This window comes from Acidovorax sp. Root275 (assembly GCF_001428965.1).
Lineage (GTDB): Bacteria > Pseudomonadota > Gammaproteobacteria > Burkholderiales > Burkholderiaceae_C > Acidovorax > Acidovorax radicis.
In genome coordinates this window covers 1200862-1220879 of sequence record NZ_LMJH01000001.1, presented here as the reverse complement: position 1 = coordinate 1220879, position 20018 = coordinate 1200862, and the positions used below count along the sequence as shown (strand labels likewise).

The 20018-nt window shown below is 66.6% G+C and carries 14 protein-coding genes and 1 pseudogene; 8 read left to right on the top strand and 7 right to left on the bottom strand.

What is annotated here, in order from left to right; translation table 11 throughout:
- Positions 1-16: 16 nt before the first annotated feature.
- On the top strand, positions 17-358 hold the full coding sequence (locus tag ASE52_RS05515; protein ID WP_057224394.1) for a rhodanese-like domain-containing protein: 342 nt from the start codon (positions 17-19) through the stop codon (positions 356-358).
- 82 nt (positions 359-440) lie between these two features.
- Positions 441-1775, top strand: a complete 1335-nt coding sequence (locus ASE52_RS05510; protein ID WP_057224392.1) for a TolC family outer membrane protein — start codon at positions 441-443, stop codon at positions 1773-1775.
- 182 nt (positions 1776-1957) lie between these two features.
- On the opposite strand, the pseudogene ASE52_RS26195 reads toward ASE52_RS05510, so the two are convergent.
- The 4 genes and pseudogenes from ASE52_RS26195 to ASE52_RS05495 all read right to left on the bottom strand — a co-directional run.
- A pseudogene (locus tag ASE52_RS26195) lies at positions 1958-2077 on the bottom strand (short-chain dehydrogenase/reductase); the annotation flags it as partial.
- Positions 2078-2176: 99 nt separating this feature from the next.
- Positions 2177-5269: an efflux RND transporter permease subunit gene (locus ASE52_RS05505; protein ID WP_057224390.1), complete on the bottom strand. Its 3093-nt coding sequence runs from the start codon at positions 5267-5269 to the stop codon at positions 2177-2179.
- Positions 5266-6378 carry an efflux RND transporter periplasmic adaptor subunit gene (locus tag ASE52_RS05500; protein WP_029412890.1) on the bottom strand — a complete coding sequence of 371 codons (1113 nt, stop codon included), beginning with the start codon at positions 6376-6378 and terminating at the stop codon, positions 5266-5268. Before ASE52_RS05500 ends, ASE52_RS05505 begins: the two co-directional genes overlap by 4 nt.
- Before the next feature lie 84 nt (positions 6379-6462).
- Positions 6463-7080, bottom strand: a complete 618-nt coding sequence (locus ASE52_RS05495; RefSeq protein ID WP_010458298.1) for a TetR/AcrR family transcriptional regulator — start codon at positions 7078-7080, stop codon at positions 6463-6465.
- An 84-nt stretch (positions 7081-7164) separates the two neighbouring features.
- On the opposite strand from ASE52_RS05495, the gene ASE52_RS05490 reads away from it, so the two are divergent.
- The gene (locus tag ASE52_RS05490) at positions 7165-8607 is read left to right on the top strand and encodes a TolC family protein (RefSeq protein ID WP_057224388.1); all 1443 of its coding nucleotides are present in this window, start codon (positions 7165-7167) and stop codon (positions 8605-8607) included.
- Here ASE52_RS05490 and ASE52_RS05485 read toward each other — a convergent pair.
- The 3 genes from ASE52_RS05485 to ASE52_RS05475 all read right to left on the bottom strand — a co-directional run bounded on the left by ASE52_RS05485 (position 8595) and on the right by ASE52_RS05475 (position 12187).
- Positions 8595-9950 (bottom strand): 3-deoxy-D-manno-octulosonic acid transferase, encoded by a 1356-nt coding sequence (locus tag ASE52_RS05485; protein WP_057224386.1) that lies wholly within the window; start codon positions 9948-9950, stop codon positions 8595-8597. The two genes, ASE52_RS05490 and ASE52_RS05485, sit on opposite strands and share 13 nt — an antisense overlap.
- 10 nt (positions 9951-9960) lie before the next feature.
- Positions 9961-10737: a carbon-nitrogen hydrolase family protein gene (locus tag ASE52_RS05480; RefSeq protein WP_082606762.1), complete on the bottom strand. Its 777-nt coding sequence runs from the start codon at positions 10735-10737 to the stop codon at positions 9961-9963.
- Positions 10738-10798: 61 nt separating this feature from the next.
- Positions 10799-12187, bottom strand: coding sequence for a phosphomannomutase/phosphoglucomutase (locus tag ASE52_RS05475; protein WP_057225241.1), 1389 nt, complete (start codon positions 12185-12187; stop codon positions 10799-10801).
- 157 nt (positions 12188-12344) lie between these two features.
- Here ASE52_RS05475 and ASE52_RS05470 point away from each other — a divergent pair, with 157 nt between their 5' ends.
- The 5 genes from ASE52_RS05470 to ASE52_RS05450 all read left to right on the top strand — a co-directional run bounded on the left by ASE52_RS05470 (position 12345) and on the right by ASE52_RS05450 (position 19994).
- The gene (locus ASE52_RS05470) at positions 12345-13937 is read left to right on the top strand and encodes a DNA-3-methyladenine glycosylase 2 family protein (protein ID WP_140426137.1); all 1593 of its coding nucleotides are present in this window, start codon (positions 12345-12347) and stop codon (positions 13935-13937) included.
- A 67-nt stretch (positions 13938-14004) separates the two neighbouring features.
- On the top strand, positions 14005-14553 hold the full coding sequence (locus ASE52_RS05465) for a methylated-DNA--[protein]-cysteine S-methyltransferase (protein WP_057224380.1): 549 nt from the start codon (positions 14005-14007) through the stop codon (positions 14551-14553).
- Positions 14550-15476: a DMT family transporter gene (locus tag ASE52_RS05460; protein WP_057224378.1), complete on the top strand. Its 927-nt coding sequence runs from the start codon at positions 14550-14552 to the stop codon at positions 15474-15476. Before ASE52_RS05465 ends, ASE52_RS05460 begins: the two co-directional genes overlap by 4 nt.
- A 154-nt stretch (positions 15477-15630) precedes the next feature.
- Positions 15631-19449 carry an EAL domain-containing protein gene (locus ASE52_RS05455; protein WP_057224376.1) on the top strand — a complete coding sequence of 1273 codons (3819 nt, stop codon included), beginning with the start codon at positions 15631-15633 and terminating at the stop codon, positions 19447-19449.
- A 98-nt stretch (positions 19450-19547) separates the two neighbouring features.
- Positions 19548-19994 carry a GNAT family N-acetyltransferase gene (locus ASE52_RS05450; RefSeq protein ID WP_010458307.1) on the top strand — a complete coding sequence of 149 codons (447 nt, stop codon included), beginning with the start codon at positions 19548-19550 and terminating at the stop codon, positions 19992-19994.
- Positions 19995-20018: the final 24 nt, after the last annotated feature.

Below are 20018 nucleotides of genomic sequence, written 5' to 3'. Positions count from 1 at the left end.
TCCTTCGGAGTTCTGCATGATCGATCACGTCCGCCCCGCCCAGCTGTCTGCCTGGTTTGCCGCCGCACCCGAAGGCAGCCAGCCCCTGGTGCTGGACGTGCGCGAACCCTGGGAGCTGCAGACGGCCAGCGTGCGCGCGGACGGCTTTGAGCTGGTGGCCATCCCCATGGGGGAGCTGGCAGCGCGCCTGGCCGAGCTGGACCCTGCCCGCCCCATTGCCTGCCTGTGCCACCACGGCGCACGCAGCCTGCGCGTGGCCGCGTTCCTGCAGCACAACGGTTTTGAGCAGCTGGCCAATATCACGGGCGGCATCGATGCGTGGTCGCATGAAAACGACCCCGCCGTACCCCGCTACTGATGGAGGGTCGCACGTGCCGCCTCGCCACCCTCTGACCTGTTTCGCTCCCATTTCGAACCGCAGACTCTCCCGAAGGACCCCCATGACACCGCACCGGCCCCGCTCCCTGTCCCTTCTGTCCCTGGCGCTCGGCGCGGCGCTGAGCGCCCCGGTGCACGCCCAGAGCCTGGTGGACCTCGTGGAATCGGCCCGCACTTATGACACGACCTGGCAGTCGGCCCGCGCCCAGCTCGATGCGGCGTCCCGCCGCGCCGACCAGGCCCGCGCAGGCCTGCTGCCCAGCGCCGGGCTCACGGCCGGACTCAGCCGCGCCAATGTGGAGCTGAGCCGCCCGCCCATCGAAAACACCGGCACCACACAGACCCTGGGCGTGCAGGCATCGCAGCCGCTGTACCGTCCCGCCAACCGCATCACGCTGGAGCAAGGCCAGCGCGGCATCGATGTGGCGCAGGCGCAGCTCGACGCCGCCACGCAGGACCTGCTGGTGCGTGTGAGCCAGGCTTACTTTGACGTGCTGGCGGCGCAAGACACCCTGGCCTTCGTGCAGGCACAAAAAGCTGCCGTGTCGGAACAGCTCGCCTCCGCCAAGCGCAACTTCGAGGTGGGCACCACCACCGTCACCGACTCGCGCGAGGCCCAGGCCCGCTACGATCTGGTGGTTGCACAGGAAATCGCCGCTGAAAACGACTTGCGCGTGAAGCGCCTGGCCCTGGACCAGTTGGTGGGCATCACGGGCACCAAGCCCCAGCCACTGGCGCTGCCCGTGCAATTGCCCACGGCGCAGCCCGATAACGTGGCGACCTGGGTCGATACAGCACGCGACCAGCAGCCCGGTGTGCGCCAGGCCGCGATCGCGCTGGACATTGCCCGGCTGGAAACCAAGAAGGCCGAAACCGGCCACCTGCCCACCCTGGACCTGCAGGTGGGCTACAACATCACGCGCAACCCGAACGGCACCATCACCTCGCCCGGCGTGAACAACCGCACCAACAGCGCCAGTGTGGGCGTGGCCTTCAACCTGCCGCTGTTCGCTGGGTTCTCGGTGCAAAACCGTGTCAAGGAAACGCTGGCGCTGGAAGAAAAAGCCGCAGCCGACCTCGAAACCACCCGCCGCAACGTGGCCCAGGCCACGCGCGCCGCCTTCTTTGGCGTGCAGTCCGGCCAGGGCCAGGTGCAGGCCCTGGAAGCGGCCGAAGCCTCCAGCCAGAGCGCGCTCGATGCCAACAAGCTCGGTTACCAGGTGGGTGTGCGCATCAACATCGACGTGCTGAACGCCCAAAGCCAGCTGTTCCAGACCAAGCGTGACCTGGCCCAGGCCCGCTACAACGTGCTGCTGGGCACGCTCAAGCTGCGCCAGGCAGCAGGCACGCTGACGCAGCAGGACGTCGAGGCGATCAACGCGCTGCTGGTCAAATAAAGGGGCTATAGGGCGGCACGGCGCGGGGCGAGAGAAGGCCGCTTGCCGGCCCCCGGCTATCCGCTGCCTGTAGCGAGGAACCTCGCCACAAAGTCCGCATGCCCCCGAACCCCGGGCGCTGATTCAGCCAAGCCCAAGCGTTTTTCGCAGGCTTGAATCGACGGGGCCTGTGGGCATGCGGTCTTTGCAAGATTGCGGGCGGTGCCAAAAACCCAGCAGCCTTGCTCTGAGAATTTGGTGGCCACGGCGCGGCCAATGCCCGATGAGACACCGGCCACAACGACAACTGGGGAGTTCGACACAGCGCTGGCTCCTTGGGGGGGGGTTATGCAGACGGCTCAGCGGCACACGAGGGCCGTTGGGCACAGTTTCCGGGTCTGCCGACGGGCGCTTTCGCCCGTTCACACCGGCGTCTCCCTGGCCACAAGGGGTTTGTTGTCGTCGGGCCGAATCCGGAACCAGATGGAATACATGGCGGGCAGGAATACAAGCGTCAGAACCGTCCCGGCCAATGTGCCCCCAATCAGCGTGTACGCAAGAGCCCCCCAGAACACCGAATGGGTCAGAGGGATGAAGGCCAGGATCGCCGCGAGTGCCGTCAGGATCACCGGGCGGGCACGCTGCACGGTCGCCTCAACCACCGCTTGGAACGGTTCCAGTCCCTCTTGCTGGTTGTGATCGATTTGTCCTATCAGGATGAGCGTATTGCGCATCAGGATGCCTGACAGCGCAATCAGGCCCACCAGCGCATTGATGCCGAACGGCTGGCCGAAGACCAGCAGGGTGGGTACTACGCCAATCAGACCTAGCGGGCTCGTCAAAAAGACCATGACCATCGCGGAGATCGAGCGCACCTGGAAGATGATGATGAGCAACGTGGCCGCCAGCATGATGGGAAAGAGGGGCAACATGGCTTGGGTCGCCTTGCCCGACTCCTCGATGGAGCCGGCTTCTTCGATGCGGTAGCCGCCTGGCAACTTGTCCATGACGGGCCGCAGCTGCGCGGTGATGGAGGTGGAAACATCTGGAGGCTGCACGCCATCGGCGATATCGCCATGCACGGTGATCGTCGGCATCCGGTCGCGCCGGCGCAGGACGGGCTCCTCCATGCGCACATCGACTTTCCCAACCTGAGACAGTGGTATGCGTTGGCCATTGGCGCCAGACAGCGTGAAATCCGCAATCCTTGCAGGGTCGAGCCGGACGTCACCCACCGAGCGGGCTACCACCTGCACCGTGCGAATGTCCTCGCGCACGGCGGTGACAGGCACACCGTTCAGGAAGAACTGCAGTTGCTGCGCCACCGCGCTGGAGGTCAGGCCTAGCGCTTGCAGCCGGTCCTGGTTCAAAGTGAAGTGCAGAGTGGGCGTGCGCGTACCCCAGTCGGTATTGACTGTGCGCATCATCGGACTGGTGGTCATGACCTGTTGCACTTCGGCCGCTATTTCGCGAAGCTTGTCGGTGTCGGGGCCTATGACCCGGTAGGCGACCGGAAACGGTGAATACGGGCCGAACACGAGCTGAGTAACTCGCACCCGCGCCTCAGGGGCCAGCCCGTCGGCAACTGCCTGGCGCAGCCGGTGCTTCAACGCATCACGCTCTTCCTGGCTGCCCGTGCTGACCACGATCTTGGCAAACGAAGGGTCGGGAAGCTCTGGGCTCATCGCCAAGTAAAAACGCGGCGCGCCCTGTCCGACATAGGCTGTGACGATGCTGGCTTCTGCCTGCTTCGCCAGCCATGCCTCCACCTTTGCGGTTGCGTCGCTGGTCTGCGTGATCGATGTGCCGTAGGGCATCTGTACCTCGACCAGAACTTCTGGCCGGTCCGAGATCGGGAAGAACTGTTTTTTGACGATACCCATGCCCAGGATGGCCACCACGAAAAGACCGACCACGGCGCTGGCGACGAGCCATTTGCGGGCGATCACGCGCCCCAACACCTGGCGCAAGCGGTTGTAGCGCTGCGTGTCATAGATCGCGGCATGGCCTCCCTCGACCTTTTTGAAGTCGGGTAGCAGCTTGACACCCAGGTAGGGCGTGAAAACCACCGCAACGACCCAAGACGCGATGAGCGCAATGCCGACGATCCAGAACATGTTGCTGGTGTATTCGCCCGCAGTCGATGCTGCGAAGCCATTGGGCATGAAACCAACCGCCGTGACCAGTGTGCCGGAGAGCATGGGGGCAGCGGTGTGGCTCCAGGCGTAAGCGGACGCGGCCACACGGCTGTAGCCCTCTTCCATCTTCACGACCATCATTTCGATCGCGATGATGGCGTCATCCACCAAGAGTCCGAGTGCCAGAATCAACGACCCCAGCGTGATGCGGTCGAAGTTCTTGCCCGTCGCAGCCATCACCACGAAGACGATCGCCAAGGTCAGTGGCACGGCAGCCGCGACCACCAGGCCTGCGCGCCAGCCCATGCTGACAAAGCTCACCAGCATGACCACGAGCAGTGCGGCAAAGAACTTGACCATGAACTCATCGACCGAGGCGCTGATGTTGACGGCCTGGTCCGTGACCTTGGTCAGGCCCATACCCAACGGCAGGTCAGCGTTGATGGCGCTCACCTCACCATCCAGCGCCTTGCCCAGGTCCAGCCCATTCCAGCCCTCGCGCATGACAACGCCGAGCAGCAACGCAGGCTCGCCACCATTGCGGATCATGAAGGTCGCCGGGTCTTCATAGCCGCGCTGGACCGTGGCTATGTCCGACAGCTTGAGGGTACGGCCTTGCGCTGACACCGGCGTGTCGCGGATCTTCTGGAGTTCGTCGAACGGGCCATCCAGGCGGATGAACACTTGCGGGCCCTTGGTGTCAACGGACCCTGCAGGTGTCAGGGCGTTCTGGCTGTGGAGTGCCGCGAACACGTCCTGCGGGCTGATGCCCAGAGTGCCCAGGCGTTCGTGCGAAAACTCGACATAGATGCGCTCGGATTGTTCGCCCGTAATGTTGACCTTCTTCACCCCAGGCACATGCAAAAGCCGCTGGCGCAGCGTCTCGGCGTCCCGCACCAGCAGGCGCTGTGCTTCGCCCTTCGCCTTGAGCGCGTACAGCGCAAACGTCACATCCGCGTATTCGTCGTTGACCATGGGCCCGATCACACCCAACGGTAGGTTGCCCGCTTCATCCCCCACCTTCTTGCGGGCTTGGTAGAACTGCTCCTGCACCAGTGAAGGCGGTGTGCTGTCGAGCAACGTCAGCGTCGTGAACGCCAGGCCAGGCCGGGTGTAAGTTTCGGAGCGGTCGTACCAACGCAACTCTTGCAGCCGCTTTTCGATCTTTTCGGCGACCTGGTCCTGCATTTCCTGCGCGGAGGCGCCGGGCCACGCGGTCACGATGGTCATCACCTTCACGGTGAAGGCTGGGTCTTCCGCCCGGCCCAGTTGGAGAAACGCCACCAGTCCCGCCAGTGTGATGAGGGCGATCAGGAACAGGGTGATGGAGCGTTCGCGCACCGCGAGCGCCGACAGGTTGAAGCGGCTTGCGCTCACGGGCGGACTCCTGCTGCAGCGGCATCGGCCCGGTCGGCCACCGTCACTTGATCACCTTCGTGCAACAAATGCGCACCCAGCGCAACGATTTGCTCCCCTTGCTGGAGTTTGCCGGTGATGCGCGCGCCACTGTCCGTCAGGTGGCCGACCGCAACGGGCTGCCAGTAGACTTTGGCGGGCGCGCCGCGGATGACCCAGACTCCCGGGCCCTTGCCCATGTCGATCAGCGCGCCAATAGGCACCAGTAGATCGTCAGGCGCAGCAGACGCTGCATCCAGAATCCGGACACTGACCGTGGCGCCCAGGGGGGCGTTGGCGAGTTCGCCTTTGAGCACATAGCGCGCCTCAAAGGTGCGGGTCAACCGGTCGGCGGCATCCGAAAGCTGCCGCAGTGTGGTGGGCACCACCACGCCCTCTTTGCCAAACAATGTGGCCTGCCCGGCGGAACCGACTGCGGGGCGCACGGTTTCCGGGAGTTGTACGACGGCTTCGCGCGGACCTCCCCGCGCCATTCGCACCACCACTTGAGCGGCGTTCACGACCTGGCCGGGTTCGGCCAGCGTTTCCACGACCACGCCATCGCTGTCTGCCACCAGCTCTGCATAGCGGCGCGCGTTGAGAGCCAGGTCGGCCTGCGCCTCGGCGGCACTGAGTTGGGCTTTCGCAGCGTCCGCCGCCGCCTTGGCCTGATCGTAGGCCGTGGCCGATATCGCGCCCGTGCCCCGCAGATCGCGGTAGCGGGCCTCGTCGCCTTCCGTCTGCAGAGCACGTGCCCGGGCTGCAGCCACCGCCTCCTGCTGCGCATGGACGGCGAGCCTCAGATCAGCGGGGTCGATGCGCATCAGCACCTGGCCCCGTTTGACGGCCTGCCCTGTGTCGACCAGCCGCTCCAGCACCTTGCCTGGCACGCGAAAGCCCAGGTCGCTCTGAACCCGGGCCGCTACGGTTCCGGTGAAGGTTCGCGACGAGGCGCCGGCCTCTTGGACCGTGGCGACGCGTACTTGCGGTGATTGAGTGCGCGGATCGGGCGGCGACTCATGGCCGCAAGCGATCAGCGCAAACGGCAATGCGCAGAGGACGGCAGAGATAGAAAGGCGGCGCCAAAGCATGAAAGTCCCAGTGACGAAGTGATCAGGACTTTCATTTTGTTTCTTGTGACTAATTTAGTCAATAGTCACAAGCGGATTTTTGGATCAAGGGGACAAACTTCGCAGAACCAAGCTCGACAAATGTGCCGGCGCCTCCTGGTTGTAGTCAAAACTGTGCTGCAACAGCAGAGGGTTGAGATAGGGCCGGATCACGAGGTAGACCGCTAGCGCCGTTTCGTCCACGGGCGTCTTGCGCTCAAAGTCTCCGCTCTGCCGCCCCTCCTGAAGGATGTCCTGAATCAGCTTCTGCGTGCGCTCCTCATAGGCCACGACCGAAGGCCACCGCTCGCTGGCGGCCGACGTGGCAATCTCAAACAGTTTGCGGTCCTGAAAAAACAGGCGCAGGCTTGCCTCAATGATGGTCTTGAACATCCGCCTCAGTTTTTCGGGGGGCAGATCGGTTTGTGCCACCGCCGCCCTCACCTCCCCTTCGATCTCGCGCAGGCAATTGGCGCAAATCATCTCGCCAATGGCCTGCTTCGATTCGAAGAATTTGTAGATGTAGGCCTTGGAGAAGCCGATGGCTCTGGCAAGGTCCGAGACGGTAGTCTTCTCATAGCCGTACCGGCTGAAGTGCTGGGTGGCTGCTGCGACGACTTGGTCTCTCACTTCATGGTCGGCCGGGCCGCGGGTCAGGACAGCCGGGGTGTCTGATTTTTTCATGGATGCAGCTTAGCCGTAGTTTCCTCAATGAACAACCAGTGACCATTTGGTATTATGGTCACAAATTCACACTTGGAAACTGCCATGCCAACCAAACACACCCTCGCCGCACTCACTGCTGCCTGCCTTTTGGCCGGTTGCGCGGTGGGCCCGAACTACGCGCGCCCTCACTGGCACGCGCCGGAACGGTACCCTGGCCAGACGACCGTCGAGCAACGGGCTGCGGCTGGCACGGTGGATCTTGCCGTCTGGTGGGATGGCTTCGGTGATGCGCAGCTGAGCCGGTTTGTGTCACTGGCGCTCGATCAGAACCTTGATGTCGCGCAGGCGTTCGCCCGCGTCACACAGGCGCGTGCAGGGCTGGGGGCTGCGAACGCTGCGCTGCTACCGTCCGGCTACGCCAGCGGCCAGGCCGCCAAGGCATACCAATCCGTGGAGACACCTCTTGGACAAGTCTTGGATTCCACGCCGGATTTCAACCGCCATGGCAGCGCTTACGAAATGAACGGTGGCGCCAGCTGGGAGCTGGACTTGTCCGGAGGCCTGCGCCGTGGGCGCGAAGCCGCACTGGCCGAGTACCAGGCGTCAGAAGCGGCCGCAGTGGCGGTACGGTTGGCTGTGGCCGCGCAGACAGCCGATGTCTACATCACCGTCCGAGGACTTCAAATGCGCCTTGACCTCGCACGGCGGCAGATTCAGACCCAGGAAGAGCTGTTTTCGACGGTCTCGCTCTTGCACAGCAAAGGGCTGGCGGCCGAACTTCAGCGCAGGCAGGCCGAAGGTGCGCTTGCCCAAGTCCGGGCGGCCTTGCCAGTGCTGGAGGCGGGGCTGGACACGGCCATGAACGCCCTGGATGTCATGCTGGGTTCACACCCCGGAACCCACCGAGCCGACCTGGCGGCCGCTGGGGCCCTTCCCGCCGCTCCGCGAATTGTCAGCACCGGATCGCCGGGCGAATTGCTCACGCGCCGGCCTGACCTGATTGCGGCCGAGCGCCGCCTTGCGGGATCGAACGCGCGCATCGGTATCGCGATGGCCGAGTACTACCCCAAGCTTTCGTTGAGTGGCTTGATTGGCAGTGCGACCTCCCTTTCCGGGGGCAACCTTTTCAGCAGCGGTGCCACGCAGTCCGCCGGCGTGCTGGGCCTGCGCTGGCGATTGTTTGATTTCGGGCGCATCAACGCACAAATCGAGTTGGCCAAAGGCCGGGAAGCCGAGCTGCTGGCCGCATACCGCTTGGCCGCCCTGCGCGCAACACAAGAAGTGGAGGATGCGTTTTCGGCGCTCGTGAAACGCGAAGAGCACGCGGCGGCGCTGAGCCAAGGGGTTGACTCGCTGGGCCAGGCGCGAGCCGCTTCATTTGCTGCGTATCAGAAAGGTGTGGTGAGCCGGATCGAAGTCCTGCAAGCCGACGAAAGCCTGCTGCGCGTGTCGGATGCGCGGGTACAGGCACGCACAGAGTCCGCCCGTGCTGCGGTGGCGGTGTTCAGGGCCCTCGGTGGGGGCTGGCAGCCTCACCAATCCTGAAGTGGCATGTCCGGTTGCACGATGCCCAAAATGGCCTGCACCGTGGCCCGTGCGGCCCCCCGGTGCGCCGTGGCAAAACGGGTGGCGCGGCCGCTGGCGGCGGCCTGCTGCGTGGCATCCGTCGCCAGCCTGCCCGCCAGGGCCATGCCCGCGGCCATGTCGGGCACGCGCTGGGCGGCCCCCGCCGCACAGGCCAGCTCGGCCGCCTCGGCAAAATTGAAGGTATGGGGGCCCAGCACCACGGGGCAGCCACAGGCGGCGGCCTCGATCAGGTTCTGACCGCCCAGGGGCGCAAAACTGCCGCCCAGCAAGGCCACATCGGCCAGGCCGTAGTACAGCGCCATTTCTCCCAGTGAATCGCCCAGCCACACGTCGGCCGCCTCGGGCTCTGCCGACCAGTGGGTGCGGCGCGACACGGTGAGCCCGGCGCGCAGGAGCAACTGCTGCACCTCGTCAAACCGCTGGGGGTGGCGCGGCACAATGAGCCACTGCACGCCGCTTGCTTCACTATTGATAGCATTTGGCGCTTTTCCATCAAGCGCTAGAGCCTGTTCTTGCTTGAAATTCTCGATCCACATCGCCTCCTCGCCCTCGCGGCTGCTCGCCAGCAGGACCACGGGGCGCCCGGTGTGGGAGCGCCAGGCCCGGCCCTGGGCAATTTGGGTGGCATCGGGCACCACGTCGAATTTGAGGTTGCCAAACACGCCGCGCACCGGGGCACCGATGGCCCGCAGGCGGGTGGCGTCGTCCTCGGTCTGCGCCCAGACAGCGGCAAGACCCCCATAGGCGGGCCGGGCCAGCGCTGCCAGCCGCAGGGCCTTGTGCAGCGACTTGGCGTTGAAACGCGCATTGGCCAGTACCAGCGGCACGCCACGCTGCTGGCAGCCTGCCACCAGGTTGGGCCAGACCTCGGTTTCCATGAGGATGCCGATGGCCGGGCGAAAGGTGCGTAGAAACCGCGCCACGGCGCCGGGCGTATCCCAGGGCTGCCACACCTGCACATCGCCGGGCATCAGCAGCTTTTCGCCCTCGGCCCGTCCGGTGGCCGTGCCATGGGTGAGCAGCAGGCGCATGCCCGGAAGCTGCTCCCGCAGCTGGGTCAGCAAGATCGCGGCGGCACGGGTTTCGCCCAGCGACACGGCATGGACCCAGACAAATTGCCCCAGCGGGTCGATGCTGTGGTGCGAGACCATGCTGTCCATGGGCACCGGATACCGGCCAAACCGCTCGCCCACCGCATGGGCATAACCGGGCTCGGCCATGGCGCGGCGGCGCAGCTTGCGGCGCAGCAAGGGCTGCGCGCACCAGGTCACCAGCGAATACAGGGCGCGGGCAGCGTTCATTCGGAAAGGATCAGCCGATCAGCTCCACCACGCCGCCCGTCCAGCCACTGTCGCCCCGCGCAGCCCACACCAGGCAGGCGCTGTCATCGGGCGCGGCTGCCACGCAGTGGCCACCGGGCGCCCAGAAGGCGCTGCGGCCCGCGCTCACATAGCCGCCGGACGGCCCGCTGTAGTTGGCTGCCAGCACCGCCATGTCGTGGTCGCGGGCGTAGCCCTGCAGCAGGGCCGATTCGGCCCCGTAGGCTTTTTCGGAAATCAGCACACCCGCCGCGTACAGCCCAGCGCCCGCATTGCTGGCGGCCAGGGCGTGCTCGGGGTGCGTGATGTCGGCACACACGGCCAGACCCGTGGGTTCACCGGCCAGCAGCAGCACCTGGACGTCGTCGGTGCCGGCACTGGCGAACTGCTCCTCGCTGGCGTGCAGGTGGCGCTTGCGGTATAGCGCCGCACTGCCGTCGGCCCCCAGCACCCAGGCGCCAATGGCAGGCAATGCGCCCTCCACCACCGGTGCGGCCGGGGCGCCGACCACCAGGGTGATGCCGTGGTGCTGGGCCGCCTGCCGCAAAGGGGCCAGCGCGGGGTGGTCGGCCGACAGCACATTGGCCGCCAGCAGCTTCGGCTCATACCCCGTAAGCGACAGCTCGGGAAACACCAGCACCAACACACGTTCGTGCACCGCCGCCCGTACAAAGGCCAGGTGGGTCTGCACGTTGCGCGCCACATCGCCCGGCGCCGAGGGCGACTGGGCAGCGGCGACACGCAAAGGGGTGGACAAGGTCGGCTTCATGCGGGGTGTTTTGATGGGGAGACAGAGGGTTGCGGGGCGGCGGGTTCGGGGATGCGCCGCGTCAGTGGCTGGCAGCGCCCACGTGGGCGTCGGGTTTGACCCGGTGCAGCAGGGCGAGCATGGCGGCTTCGATGCGGGCCAGGGCCTCGGTGGTGTGGCCCTCAAAACGCAGCACCAGCACCGGCGTGGTGTTGCTGGCGCGGATCAGGCCAAAGCCGTCCGGCCAGTCCACGCGCAGGCCGTCGATGGTGCTGATGGTGGCGGGCGCGGCGAAGGTATCGGTCGCCAGGGCCTGCAGCTCGGCGGTGAGGCGGTGCGGCTCGCCCTCGGCGCAGGCCACGTTCAGCTCGGGGGTGGAAAAACTGGTGGGCAGCGCGTTGAGCACGGCGCTCGGGTCGCGGCTCTTGCTCAGGATTTCCAGCAGGCGGCAGCCTGCATAGGTGCCGTCGTCAAAGCCATACCAGCGCTCCTTGAAGAAGATGTGGCCGCTCATCTCGCCGCCCAGCGGGGAGTTGGTCTCTTTCATGCGGGCCTTGATGAGCGAGTGGCCGGTCTTGAACATCACCGGCACGCCGCCTGCCGCCGCAATGGCGGGCGCCAGGCGCTGGGTGCACTTCACGTCGAAGATGATCTCGCCGCCGGGCACACGCGAGAGCACGTCTTGCGCAAACAGCATCATCTGGCGGTCCGGGAAGATGTTGGTGCCGCCCTTGGTCACGATGCCCAGGCGGTCCCCGTCGCCGTCGAAGGCCAGGCCCAGTTCGGCGTCGCTGGTCTTCAGGGCGTCGATCAGGTCGCGCAGGTTCTCGGGCTTGCTGGGGTCGGGATGGTGGTTGGGGAAGTTGCCATCCACCTCCGAGAACAGCTCGATCACCTCGCAGCCCAGTGCGCGGAAGATGTCCGGCGCCGACGCACCGGCAATGCCGTTGCCGCAGTCCACCACGATCTTGATCGGGCGGGCCAGCTTCACATCGCCCACGATGCGCTCGCGGTAGGCAGGCAGCACGTCCACATGGCGCACCGAGCCGCCGGGCAGCAGCTGCCAGGTTTCGTGCTCCATGGTGCGGCGAAGCTGCTGGATTTCTTCGCCATAGATGGCGCGGCCGTTCAGCACCATCTTGAAGCCGTTGTAGTCCCTGGGGTTGTGGCTTCCGGTGACCTGGATGCCGCTGGCACACAGCGTGCTGGCTGCAAAGTACAGCAGCGGCGTGGTCACCAGGCCCACATCGATCACCTCAATGCCCGCCTCCACCAGCCCCTGGATCAGCGCACCCGAGATGGCCGGGCCCGACAGGCGCCCGTCGCGCCCCACCGCCACGGTGGTCTGCCCCTCGGCGCGGGCTGCCGTGCCAAAGGCCCGGCCCAGGCCGAGAGCAACTTCTTCGTTGAGCGTGGACGGCACAATGCCGCGGATATCGTAGGCTTTGAAAATGGCGGGTGTGGGCTGCACGCAGGGGCCTTTCGCGTAGGGAGTTGGGCTGTTTTCGGAAGTCCGCTGCATTGTAGGCGCGCCCTCCGGGGGTACTGGGGGCAAACCCTCGCGTTGGGCTGAGGCACATGTCCGAAAACGGCCAGTGAAAACACCCCCGGCTCCTATGATCCAGCCCATGAATCGGCCCTCCCCCCCCACCCCATCCGTTGCCCAGGCCCCTGACACCGCCTTGGACGAAGGCCGCTACCTGGCGGTGCTGGCGCGGGATGCACGGTTTGACGGGCATTTTTTCACGGCGGTGACCTCCACCGGCATCTATTGCCGCCCCGTGTGCGCCGTGCGCACGCCCCGGCGCGAGAACTGCCGCTTTTTTGTGCTGGCCGCACAGGCCGAGAACGCGGGCTTTCGCCCCTGCCTGCGCTGCCGGCCCGAGCTGGCGCCGCAGGCGCTGGTGTGGTCGGTGCAGGACGCCAGTGGCATCCTGGTCCAGCAGGCCGTGCGCCTGCTGGATGCGCCCGACCTGTGGCCCGCCCCGTCCGCGCCCGGCGAAGGCAGCGCCACCGTGGCCCGGCTGGCCGAGCGCCTGGGCGTGAGCGACCGGCACCTGCGCCGCATTTTTGAGGCGGCCCTGGGCGTTTCGCCCCTGCAATACCTGCAGACGCGCCGGCTCCTGACCGCCAAGCAGCTGCTCACCGACACCCGCATGCCCGTCACCCAGGTGGCCTTGGCCAGCGGTTTTGCGAGCGTGCGGCGATTCAATGCGGCGTTTTCGGGGCACTACGGTCTGAACCCCACACAGCTGCGGCGCAGCGGCGCCACCGCCGGGGAGCAGCCCACCAGCACCTTGCGACTGGCCTGGCGCCCCCCCTTTGACGTGCTCGCGCTGCTGGCCTTTTTTGAACGGCGGCAGTTCCACGGGGTGGAATGGGTGCTCCCGGAGGAGGCCACGCTGCGGCGCACGGTGCGCCTGCGGCATTCCGGTCCGGCCCACACCGGCCTGCCCGGCGAGACCACGGGCTGGTTCAGCGCACGCTTTGACATGGCCCGCCACCAGGTGCTGCTGCAGACCAGCGACAGCCTGTACCCGGTGCTGCCGCTCGTGATCCGCCGCGTCCGTGCCATGCTTGACCTGGACGCCGACCCCGCTGCTATCAACGCCGTGCTGCACCCGTATTTCCCGGACGGGGACGGGCTGCGTGTGCCCGGCGCGTTCGATGGCTTCGAGCTGGCCGTGCGTGCCGTGCTGGGCCAGCAGATCACCGTGGCCGCTGCGCGCACCCTGGGCCAGCGGCTGGTGGAACGGCTCGGTGAGCCCATCGCCACGCCCTGGCCCGGACTGAGCCGCTTGTTCCCCACTGCTGCCACGCTGGCTGCGGCCGACGGCGACACCCTGGGCCAGCTGGGCATCGTGCGCCAGCGCCAGGCCGCCATCGTGGCGCTGGCCCGCGCGGTGGACAGCGGGGGCCTGGCGCTGCATGCGGGCGCCGACGTGGCAGCCACCACGGCCGCGCTGTGTGCCCTGCCCGGCATTGGTGACTGGACCGCGCAGTACATCGCCATGCGCGTGCTGCGCTGGCCCGATGCGTTCCCGGCCGGGGACGTGGCGCTGCACAAGGCTTTGGGTGTGCAAGGGCACAAGAACCCGGCCCGCGCCGCTGCCGAGGCCTCGCAGGCATGGCGGCCCTGGCGCAGCTACGCGGTGCTGCGCGCCTGGGCGGCAGGCACTCTGGTGGGTGCAGTGCCACCAGCCTCTCCACTATCAAAATAATAGCTTTTAGCGCTTATCCACCAAGCGCTGGCTGCCGAATTTATCCAAAAAACTATCCAATTCAGCCATGCAATTCCATCCCCATACCGTGCAGATGCGCACCTCCACCGCGCTGGGGCCCGTGCGCCTGGCGGCGTCGCCCACCGGCCTGGCCGGTGTCTGGTTTGAAGGACAGCGCCACGAGCCCAGCCTGCAGCTTCATGGTCCCGCCGCCTGGGCTGATGCGGTCGGCCACCCGCTGCTGCAGGAAGCAGCACGCCAGCTTCAGCAATACCTTCGCGCCGAACGCGCCGGGTTTGACCTGCCGCTGGACCTCTCAGGTGGCACGCCGTTCCAGCAGGAGGTGTGGCGCGCCTTGCTGGCCATCGGCCGTGGCGCCACCACCAGCTACGGCACCTTGAGCCGCCAGCTGGGCCGTCCCCTGGCCGTGCGCGCAGTGGGCGCCGCCGTGGGGCGCAACCCGGTCAGCGTGATCGTGCCCTGCCACCGGGTGGTGGGCACGGACGGCAGCCTTACCGGCTACGCCGGTGGCCTCGACCGCAAAAGGGCCTTGCTGACCCTGGAGAATGCGTACGCAACCGCCACCGGCGCAAGCCACTCCAAAGGAAATGCATGAACAGCCCGGGAACCCAGCCTGTATCGACCTGGATCGGAGAATTCATCCTGCTGGCGGCTTTGTGGGGCGCATCGTTTCTTTTCATGCGAATGGGCGCTGCCGAGTTCAGCCCCCTGCCCATGGTTGGTTTGCGCGTGGCACTGGCCACCGTGTTCCTGTGGCCCATCATGCTGCGCCAGGGCCACTGGCCCGCGCTGCGCCAGCACTGGCGGCCGATCCTGTTTGCCGGGGTCATCAACTCTGCCATTCCGTTTGCGCTGTTTGCCTGGGCCGTGATGCACATCCAGACCGGGCTGGCCTCCATCCTGAATGCCACAGTGCCACTGTTTGGCGCGCTGGTGGCCTGGGTGTGGCTGGGTGACCGCATCAATCGCCTGCGCTGGGTGGGCCTGGCGCTGGGTTTTGTGGGCGTGGCATTGCTGGCCTGGCGCGCGCCGGCGGGCACCGGCTTCAAGAGCGACAGCGCCGGCTGGGCCATTGCGGCCTGCCTGCTGGCATCGTGCTTCTACGGCCTGTCGGCCAGCTTTGCGCGGCGCTACCTCACGGGCATTCCGCCGCTGGCCACGGCCACCGGCAGCCAGCTGGGCGCGGCGCTGGGCCTGGCCGTGCCCACGTTGTGGTTCTGGCCGGCGCAAATGCCCGGCCTGCACGCCTGGGGCGCCATTGTCGCCATCGCCGTGCTGTGCACGGGCATTGGCTACATCCTGTATTTTCGGCTCATCGAGAGCGCCGGGCCCAGCCGGGCGCTGGCCGTGACCTTCATCGCGCCGGTGTTTGCCGTGCTGTATGGCGCACTGTTCCTGGGGGAGCGCATCACGCCGTGGATGGTTGGCTGCGCCCTGGTGATCGTGTGCGGCACCCTGTTGTCAACGGGACTTATCAGGACACTCAGGCTGGCCCGGCCCGCTTCAGAACGGCCCTAAACTTGGCCCATGGGGTTTTCATCGGGCTTTTGCCATCTGACCAAGTCCGTCAACGGCACGCGGCGCTGTATTGCCACACACATTCCCGGCCGCGCGCCCTGTCCCCCCGGGCCTCAAGCCACCCCACCGCAGGTGGGTGCACAGGCACATTGCCATGGGTAACAACACCCTTCTGGCTGCCACAGCGCTCATGTCGCTGCTGCTGTTGCTGGCCTGGCTGCCGCCGCACGAGTCCTTGCACCCATCGCGCCGCACCTTGCTGCTGCTGGGGTTGGCAGGCGGCCTCGTGTCCTGGATTTCTTTTGAGGCACTGCGCTGGAACGCCCCTGAACTGCGGGTGGTGGCTTACCCCACTGCTGCTGCGTTCCTGGCACTTTTTTTCCGCGTCCCTGCGGCCATCGTCACGGCGCTGATCGCCCTGGTGGCGGCGCTGTCGGCCGATGTGTCCGATGTGGTGCCCGCCAGCGCCGTGCTGGCGGCGGCCGTGGCCACCGGGGTGCTGTGGCGCAAGGTGGGGCACCGCCTGCATGTGCCCAAATGGGCCGCGCTCATCGGGCTGACGCTGACCCTGCCCCTGGCGGTGGCCGGCAGCCTCTGGGCCGCCGGCAGCGCGCCCGACCTGACTCGCAACCTGCCATGGCACCATGGCGCCGGGGTGTTCATGCTGGGCGTTGGCCGGTTGCTGCTGGCCAGCAAGGCGCGCTCCGAGCTTTCGCGCAGCGACATTCAGCAGACACTCGCGCAGCAGGAGCAGCGATTGCGGCTGGTGCTGGACTCCATGGGGGGCGGGCACTGGGAATGGGATGTCGTCAGGCGCGAATTTCGCTGCCACGGCAGCTTCTACGAGACCTTCGGCATCACCGCCGCCGATCTGGCCGCACCGGACCTGTGGCAGCGCTGGTACGCCCGGCGCCACCCGCAGGATGCCGAACGCAATGCCCCCAAGCTGGCGCGGGCCATGGACGGGCTGGAAGACAACTACGAAGCCGAGTTCCGGGTGATGGACACCGAGGGCCAGTGGCGATGGCTCATGTCGCGTGGCACGGTGGCGCGGCGCGACGCGAAGGGCCGCCCGGCGGCCCTCATCGGCATGGACGTGGACATCACCGCCCACCGGGCGGCCGAGGACGCGTTGCGCTCGTCCGAGGCCAAGTACACGACCTTCTACCAGACGCTGCCTGATCCTGCAGGCATCTCCCGCATCTCGGACGGCCGCTACATCGACGTGAACCCCGCGTTCTGCGAGGTGCTGGGCCGCCCGCGCGAAGAGGTGATCGGCCGTACCTCCACCGAGCTGAACATCTGGGCCTCCGAGCAGGAGCGCAAGCGGCTGGTGGAAACCTTCCGCCGCGATGGCAAGGTGGACCGGCTGCCCCTGGTGGCGCAGCGCGCAGGTGGCCGCATCCCGGGGTTGATGTCGGCACGCTCCGTGCTTGTGGATGGCGAGAACTGTTTTGTTTTCGTTTTCCACGACATGACCGAAGCCCACCGCGCCAGCGACGAGCTGCGTGCCCTCAACGGCCTGCTGCAGCAGGCTGGCCGGCTGGCCCGGCTGGGGGCCTGGGAGGATGAGCGCGGCAAGGGCCTAGTCTACTGGTCGGACGTGTGTTTTGACATCCACGGCCTGCCCCCCGGATCGCCGCTGCCCAGCGACTACATCGACCGCCACGTGGCCCCCGCCTACCGCGAGCCGCTGCGCGAGCGCTTTCGCCAGAGCATTCTGGAACGCTCCGAGTGGAGCATGGAGATGGAGGTGCAGCACACCGACGGCCGCCTGGTCTGGGTGCGTGCGCGCGGCGAGCCCGTGGTCGAAAACGGCAGGGTCACCCGGGTGCGCGGCGTGATGCAGGACATCGACGAGGCCAAACGCGCCGAACAGCGCCTGCGCCAGTCCGAAGAGCGCTTCTCGCGCATCTTCCACCTCATGCCCTACCCCATGGGCCTGTCGCACCGCAGTGACGGGCGCTATGTGGACATCAACCCAGCCTGGGTGGAGATGCTGGGCATCCCGCGCGAGGAGGCGATCGGCAGCACCGCCATCGAGCTGGGCATCTTCACCGAGGTCGACCGCGCGCGCCTGCTGGAGGCCGAGGGTGGCACGGGGCACCTGAGCAGCTACGAAATCACCTTGAACGTGCGCGGCGGCCCACCCCGCACGGTGCTGCAATCCATGCGCGCCACCGAATTCGATGGTGAGCCGTGCTGGCTGTTCTCGGTGCACGACATCACCGACCGCAAACGCAACGAAGAGCAGGTGCGCGAGCGCGAGGAACTGCTCTCGCTCACCATCTCGGCCGCATCGCTGGGCCTGTGGGACTGGAACCTGCAGACCGGCACCGTCACCGGCGACAGCCGCTGGCGGGCCATGCGGGGCCTGGACACGCCGCGCACCCCGCTGGCACCCATGCAATGGACGGCAGGCATTGCGCCCGACGACATCGACCGCATCACCAGCGAACTGGCCCGCCACACCGCCCACCCGGGCACCCCGTTTGACGCCACCTTGCGCGTGAACCAGGCGGGCGACCCCGCGCGGTGGCTGCGCAATCTGGGCAAGATCGTGGGCTTTGACGAGGCGGGCCGCCCCGCCCGCATGCTGGGAGTGGCCATTGACGTGACGCCCCAGCGCGAGCAAGAGGTGCTGCTGCAGCGGCTGGCCCTGTTCGATGCGCTCACCGGCCTGCCCAACCGCGTGCTGCTGGCCCGCAAGCTGCAGGAATGCATGGACCAGGCCCGCCAGAGCGGCCGGCAGCTGGGCGTGGCCTACCTGGACCTGGATGGCTTCAAGCCCGTGAACGACCGCCTGGGCCACGGGGCGGGCGATCGCCTGCTGGTGGTGGTGGCGGGCCGCTTGACGCGTGCGCTACGTCCCATGGACACGGTGGCGCGCCTGGGCGGAGACGAGTTCGTGATCCTCATGCCCGAGCTGGAATCCGTGGACGGCTGCGAGCGCATGCTGCACCGGGTGATGGAAAGCATCTCGGCCCCTTACACGCTGGATACCGAGCGTGTGGTGGTCACCGCCAGCATCGGTTTTACGGTGTTCCCGCAGGACGAAGCCGACGCCGACGCCCTGCTGCGCCACGCCGACCAGGCCATGTATGCCGCCAAGCAGGCCGGGCGCAACCGTTTCCACCAGTTCGACGCTGCACAGGAACGCGCTTTGCAGCTGCTGCGCGAGCAAGGCCGCCACCTGCGCGATGCACTGGCGGCTGCGCAGTTCACCCTGTACCTGCAACCCAAGGTGGACATGCGCAGCGGCGCCGTGGTGGGCGTCGAAGCGCTGACCCGCTGGCAGCACCCCGAGCGCGGCCTGGTGTCACCGGGCGAGTTCCTGCCGCTGCTGGAAGGCACCGAGCTGGAGATCGACTTTGGCGAATGGGTGATCGAGGCCGCCCTCACTGTCCTGGAGCAGTTGCAGGCGCATGGTTTGCCCCTGCCGCTGAGCGTCAACATCGCCGCCCAGCACCTGCAGAACCCTGACTTTGCCGACTGGATGGCCCAGTGCATCGCGCGCCACCCCAGCGTGCCCGGCCACTTGGTGGAGATCGAGATCACCGAAAGCGCTGCGCTCTATGACCTGACCGCCGTGGCGCAAACCCTGACGGCGCTGCGTGCGCTGGGGGTGGTGGTGTCGCTGGACGACTTTGGCACCGGCTACTCGTCGCTGACCTACCTGCGCCGCCTGCCCATGGACACGCTCAAGATCGACCAGAGTTTTGTGCACGGCATGATGGGCGACCCCGGCGACCTGGCCATCGTGCAGGGCGTGATCGGCCTGGCCCGCTCCTTCGGCTACCGCGTGATCGCCGAGGGGGTGGAGACCGTGGAGCAAGGGCAGATGCTGCTGCAGCTTGGCTGCATGCAGGCCCAGGGCTATTGCATTGCCCGGCCCATGCCGCTGGAAGAGTTCATTGGCTGGACGCCAAGGTGGCAGCCGCCGGTGGGGTGGCAGCGGCAGCGGCCGGTGTAAATTTTGATTTAAAACAGGCTCTACCGCTTATCCATAAAGCGTTAGCAGCTATCTTTTTAATACCGCTCCAGATTTTCATGCACCGCCGAGGGACCCCCATGAGCATTCGCGAACTGCATGCCCACGAACTGACGCAGCTGCTCACCCTGTACCAGCATCTGCACGAACACGATGACCCGCTACCTCCGGTGCATGAAGTCGAAGCCGTGTGGGCGGAGGCGCTTGCGAATCCGCGTATTCAATACTTTGGGGCCTACGTGGACGGTGCGCTGGTTTCCACCTGCACTCTCACCGTCATTCCAAATCTCACACGCGCCTGCCGACCCTACGGTGTCATCGAAAACGTGGTCACGCATGCGTCACACCGTGGCCAAGGTTGGGGGCACGCGATCCTGACACATGCGCTCGGGCAGGCCTGGCAGCGGTGTTGCTACAAGGTGATGCTGATGACCGGCCGAAAAGACGAAAGCACGCTGCGGTTTTACGAAAAAGCCGGGTTTGACCGGCACGGCAAACAGGCTTTTGTCGCCAAACCGGCAACTTAGCCCGTCGCTGTTACCGCTTCACCC

Coding starts and splice junctions, on each gene's coding strand:
- ASE52_RS05455 (WP_057224376.1), top strand. CDS start 15,631: ATGGGTAACAACACCCTTCTGGCTGCCACAGCGCTCATGTCGCTGCTG.
- ASE52_RS05510 (WP_057224392.1), top strand. CDS start 441: ATGACACCGCACCGGCCCCGCTCCCTGTCCCTTCTGTCCCTGGCGCTC.
- ASE52_RS05500 (WP_029412890.1), bottom strand. CDS start 6,378: ATGCTTTGGCGCCGCCTTTCTATCTCTGCCGTCCTCTGCGCATTGCCG.
- ASE52_RS05460 (WP_057224378.1), top strand. CDS start 14,550: ATGAACAGCCCGGGAACCCAGCCTGTATCGACCTGGATCGGAGAATTC.
- ASE52_RS05490 (WP_057224388.1), top strand. CDS start 7,165: ATGCCAACCAAACACACCCTCGCCGCACTCACTGCTGCCTGCCTTTTG.
- ASE52_RS05495 (WP_010458298.1), bottom strand. CDS start 7,080: ATGAAAAAATCAGACACCCCGGCTGTCCTGACCCGCGGCCCGGCCGAC.
- ASE52_RS05465 (WP_057224380.1), top strand. CDS start 14,005: ATGCAATTCCATCCCCATACCGTGCAGATGCGCACCTCCACCGCGCTG.
- ASE52_RS05470 (WP_140426137.1), top strand. CDS start 12,345: ATGAATCGGCCCTCCCCCCCCACCCCATCCGTTGCCCAGGCCCCTGAC.
- ASE52_RS05480 (WP_082606762.1), bottom strand. CDS start 10,737: ATGAAGCCGACCTTGTCCACCCCTTTGCGTGTCGCCGCTGCCCAGTCG.
- ASE52_RS05515 (WP_057224394.1), top strand. CDS start 17: ATGATCGATCACGTCCGCCCCGCCCAGCTGTCTGCCTGGTTTGCCGCC.
- ASE52_RS05450 (WP_010458307.1), top strand. CDS start 19,548: ATGAGCATTCGCGAACTGCATGCCCACGAACTGACGCAGCTGCTCACC.
- ASE52_RS05485 (WP_057224386.1), bottom strand. CDS start 9,950: ATGAACGCTGCCCGCGCCCTGTATTCGCTGGTGACCTGGTGCGCGCAG.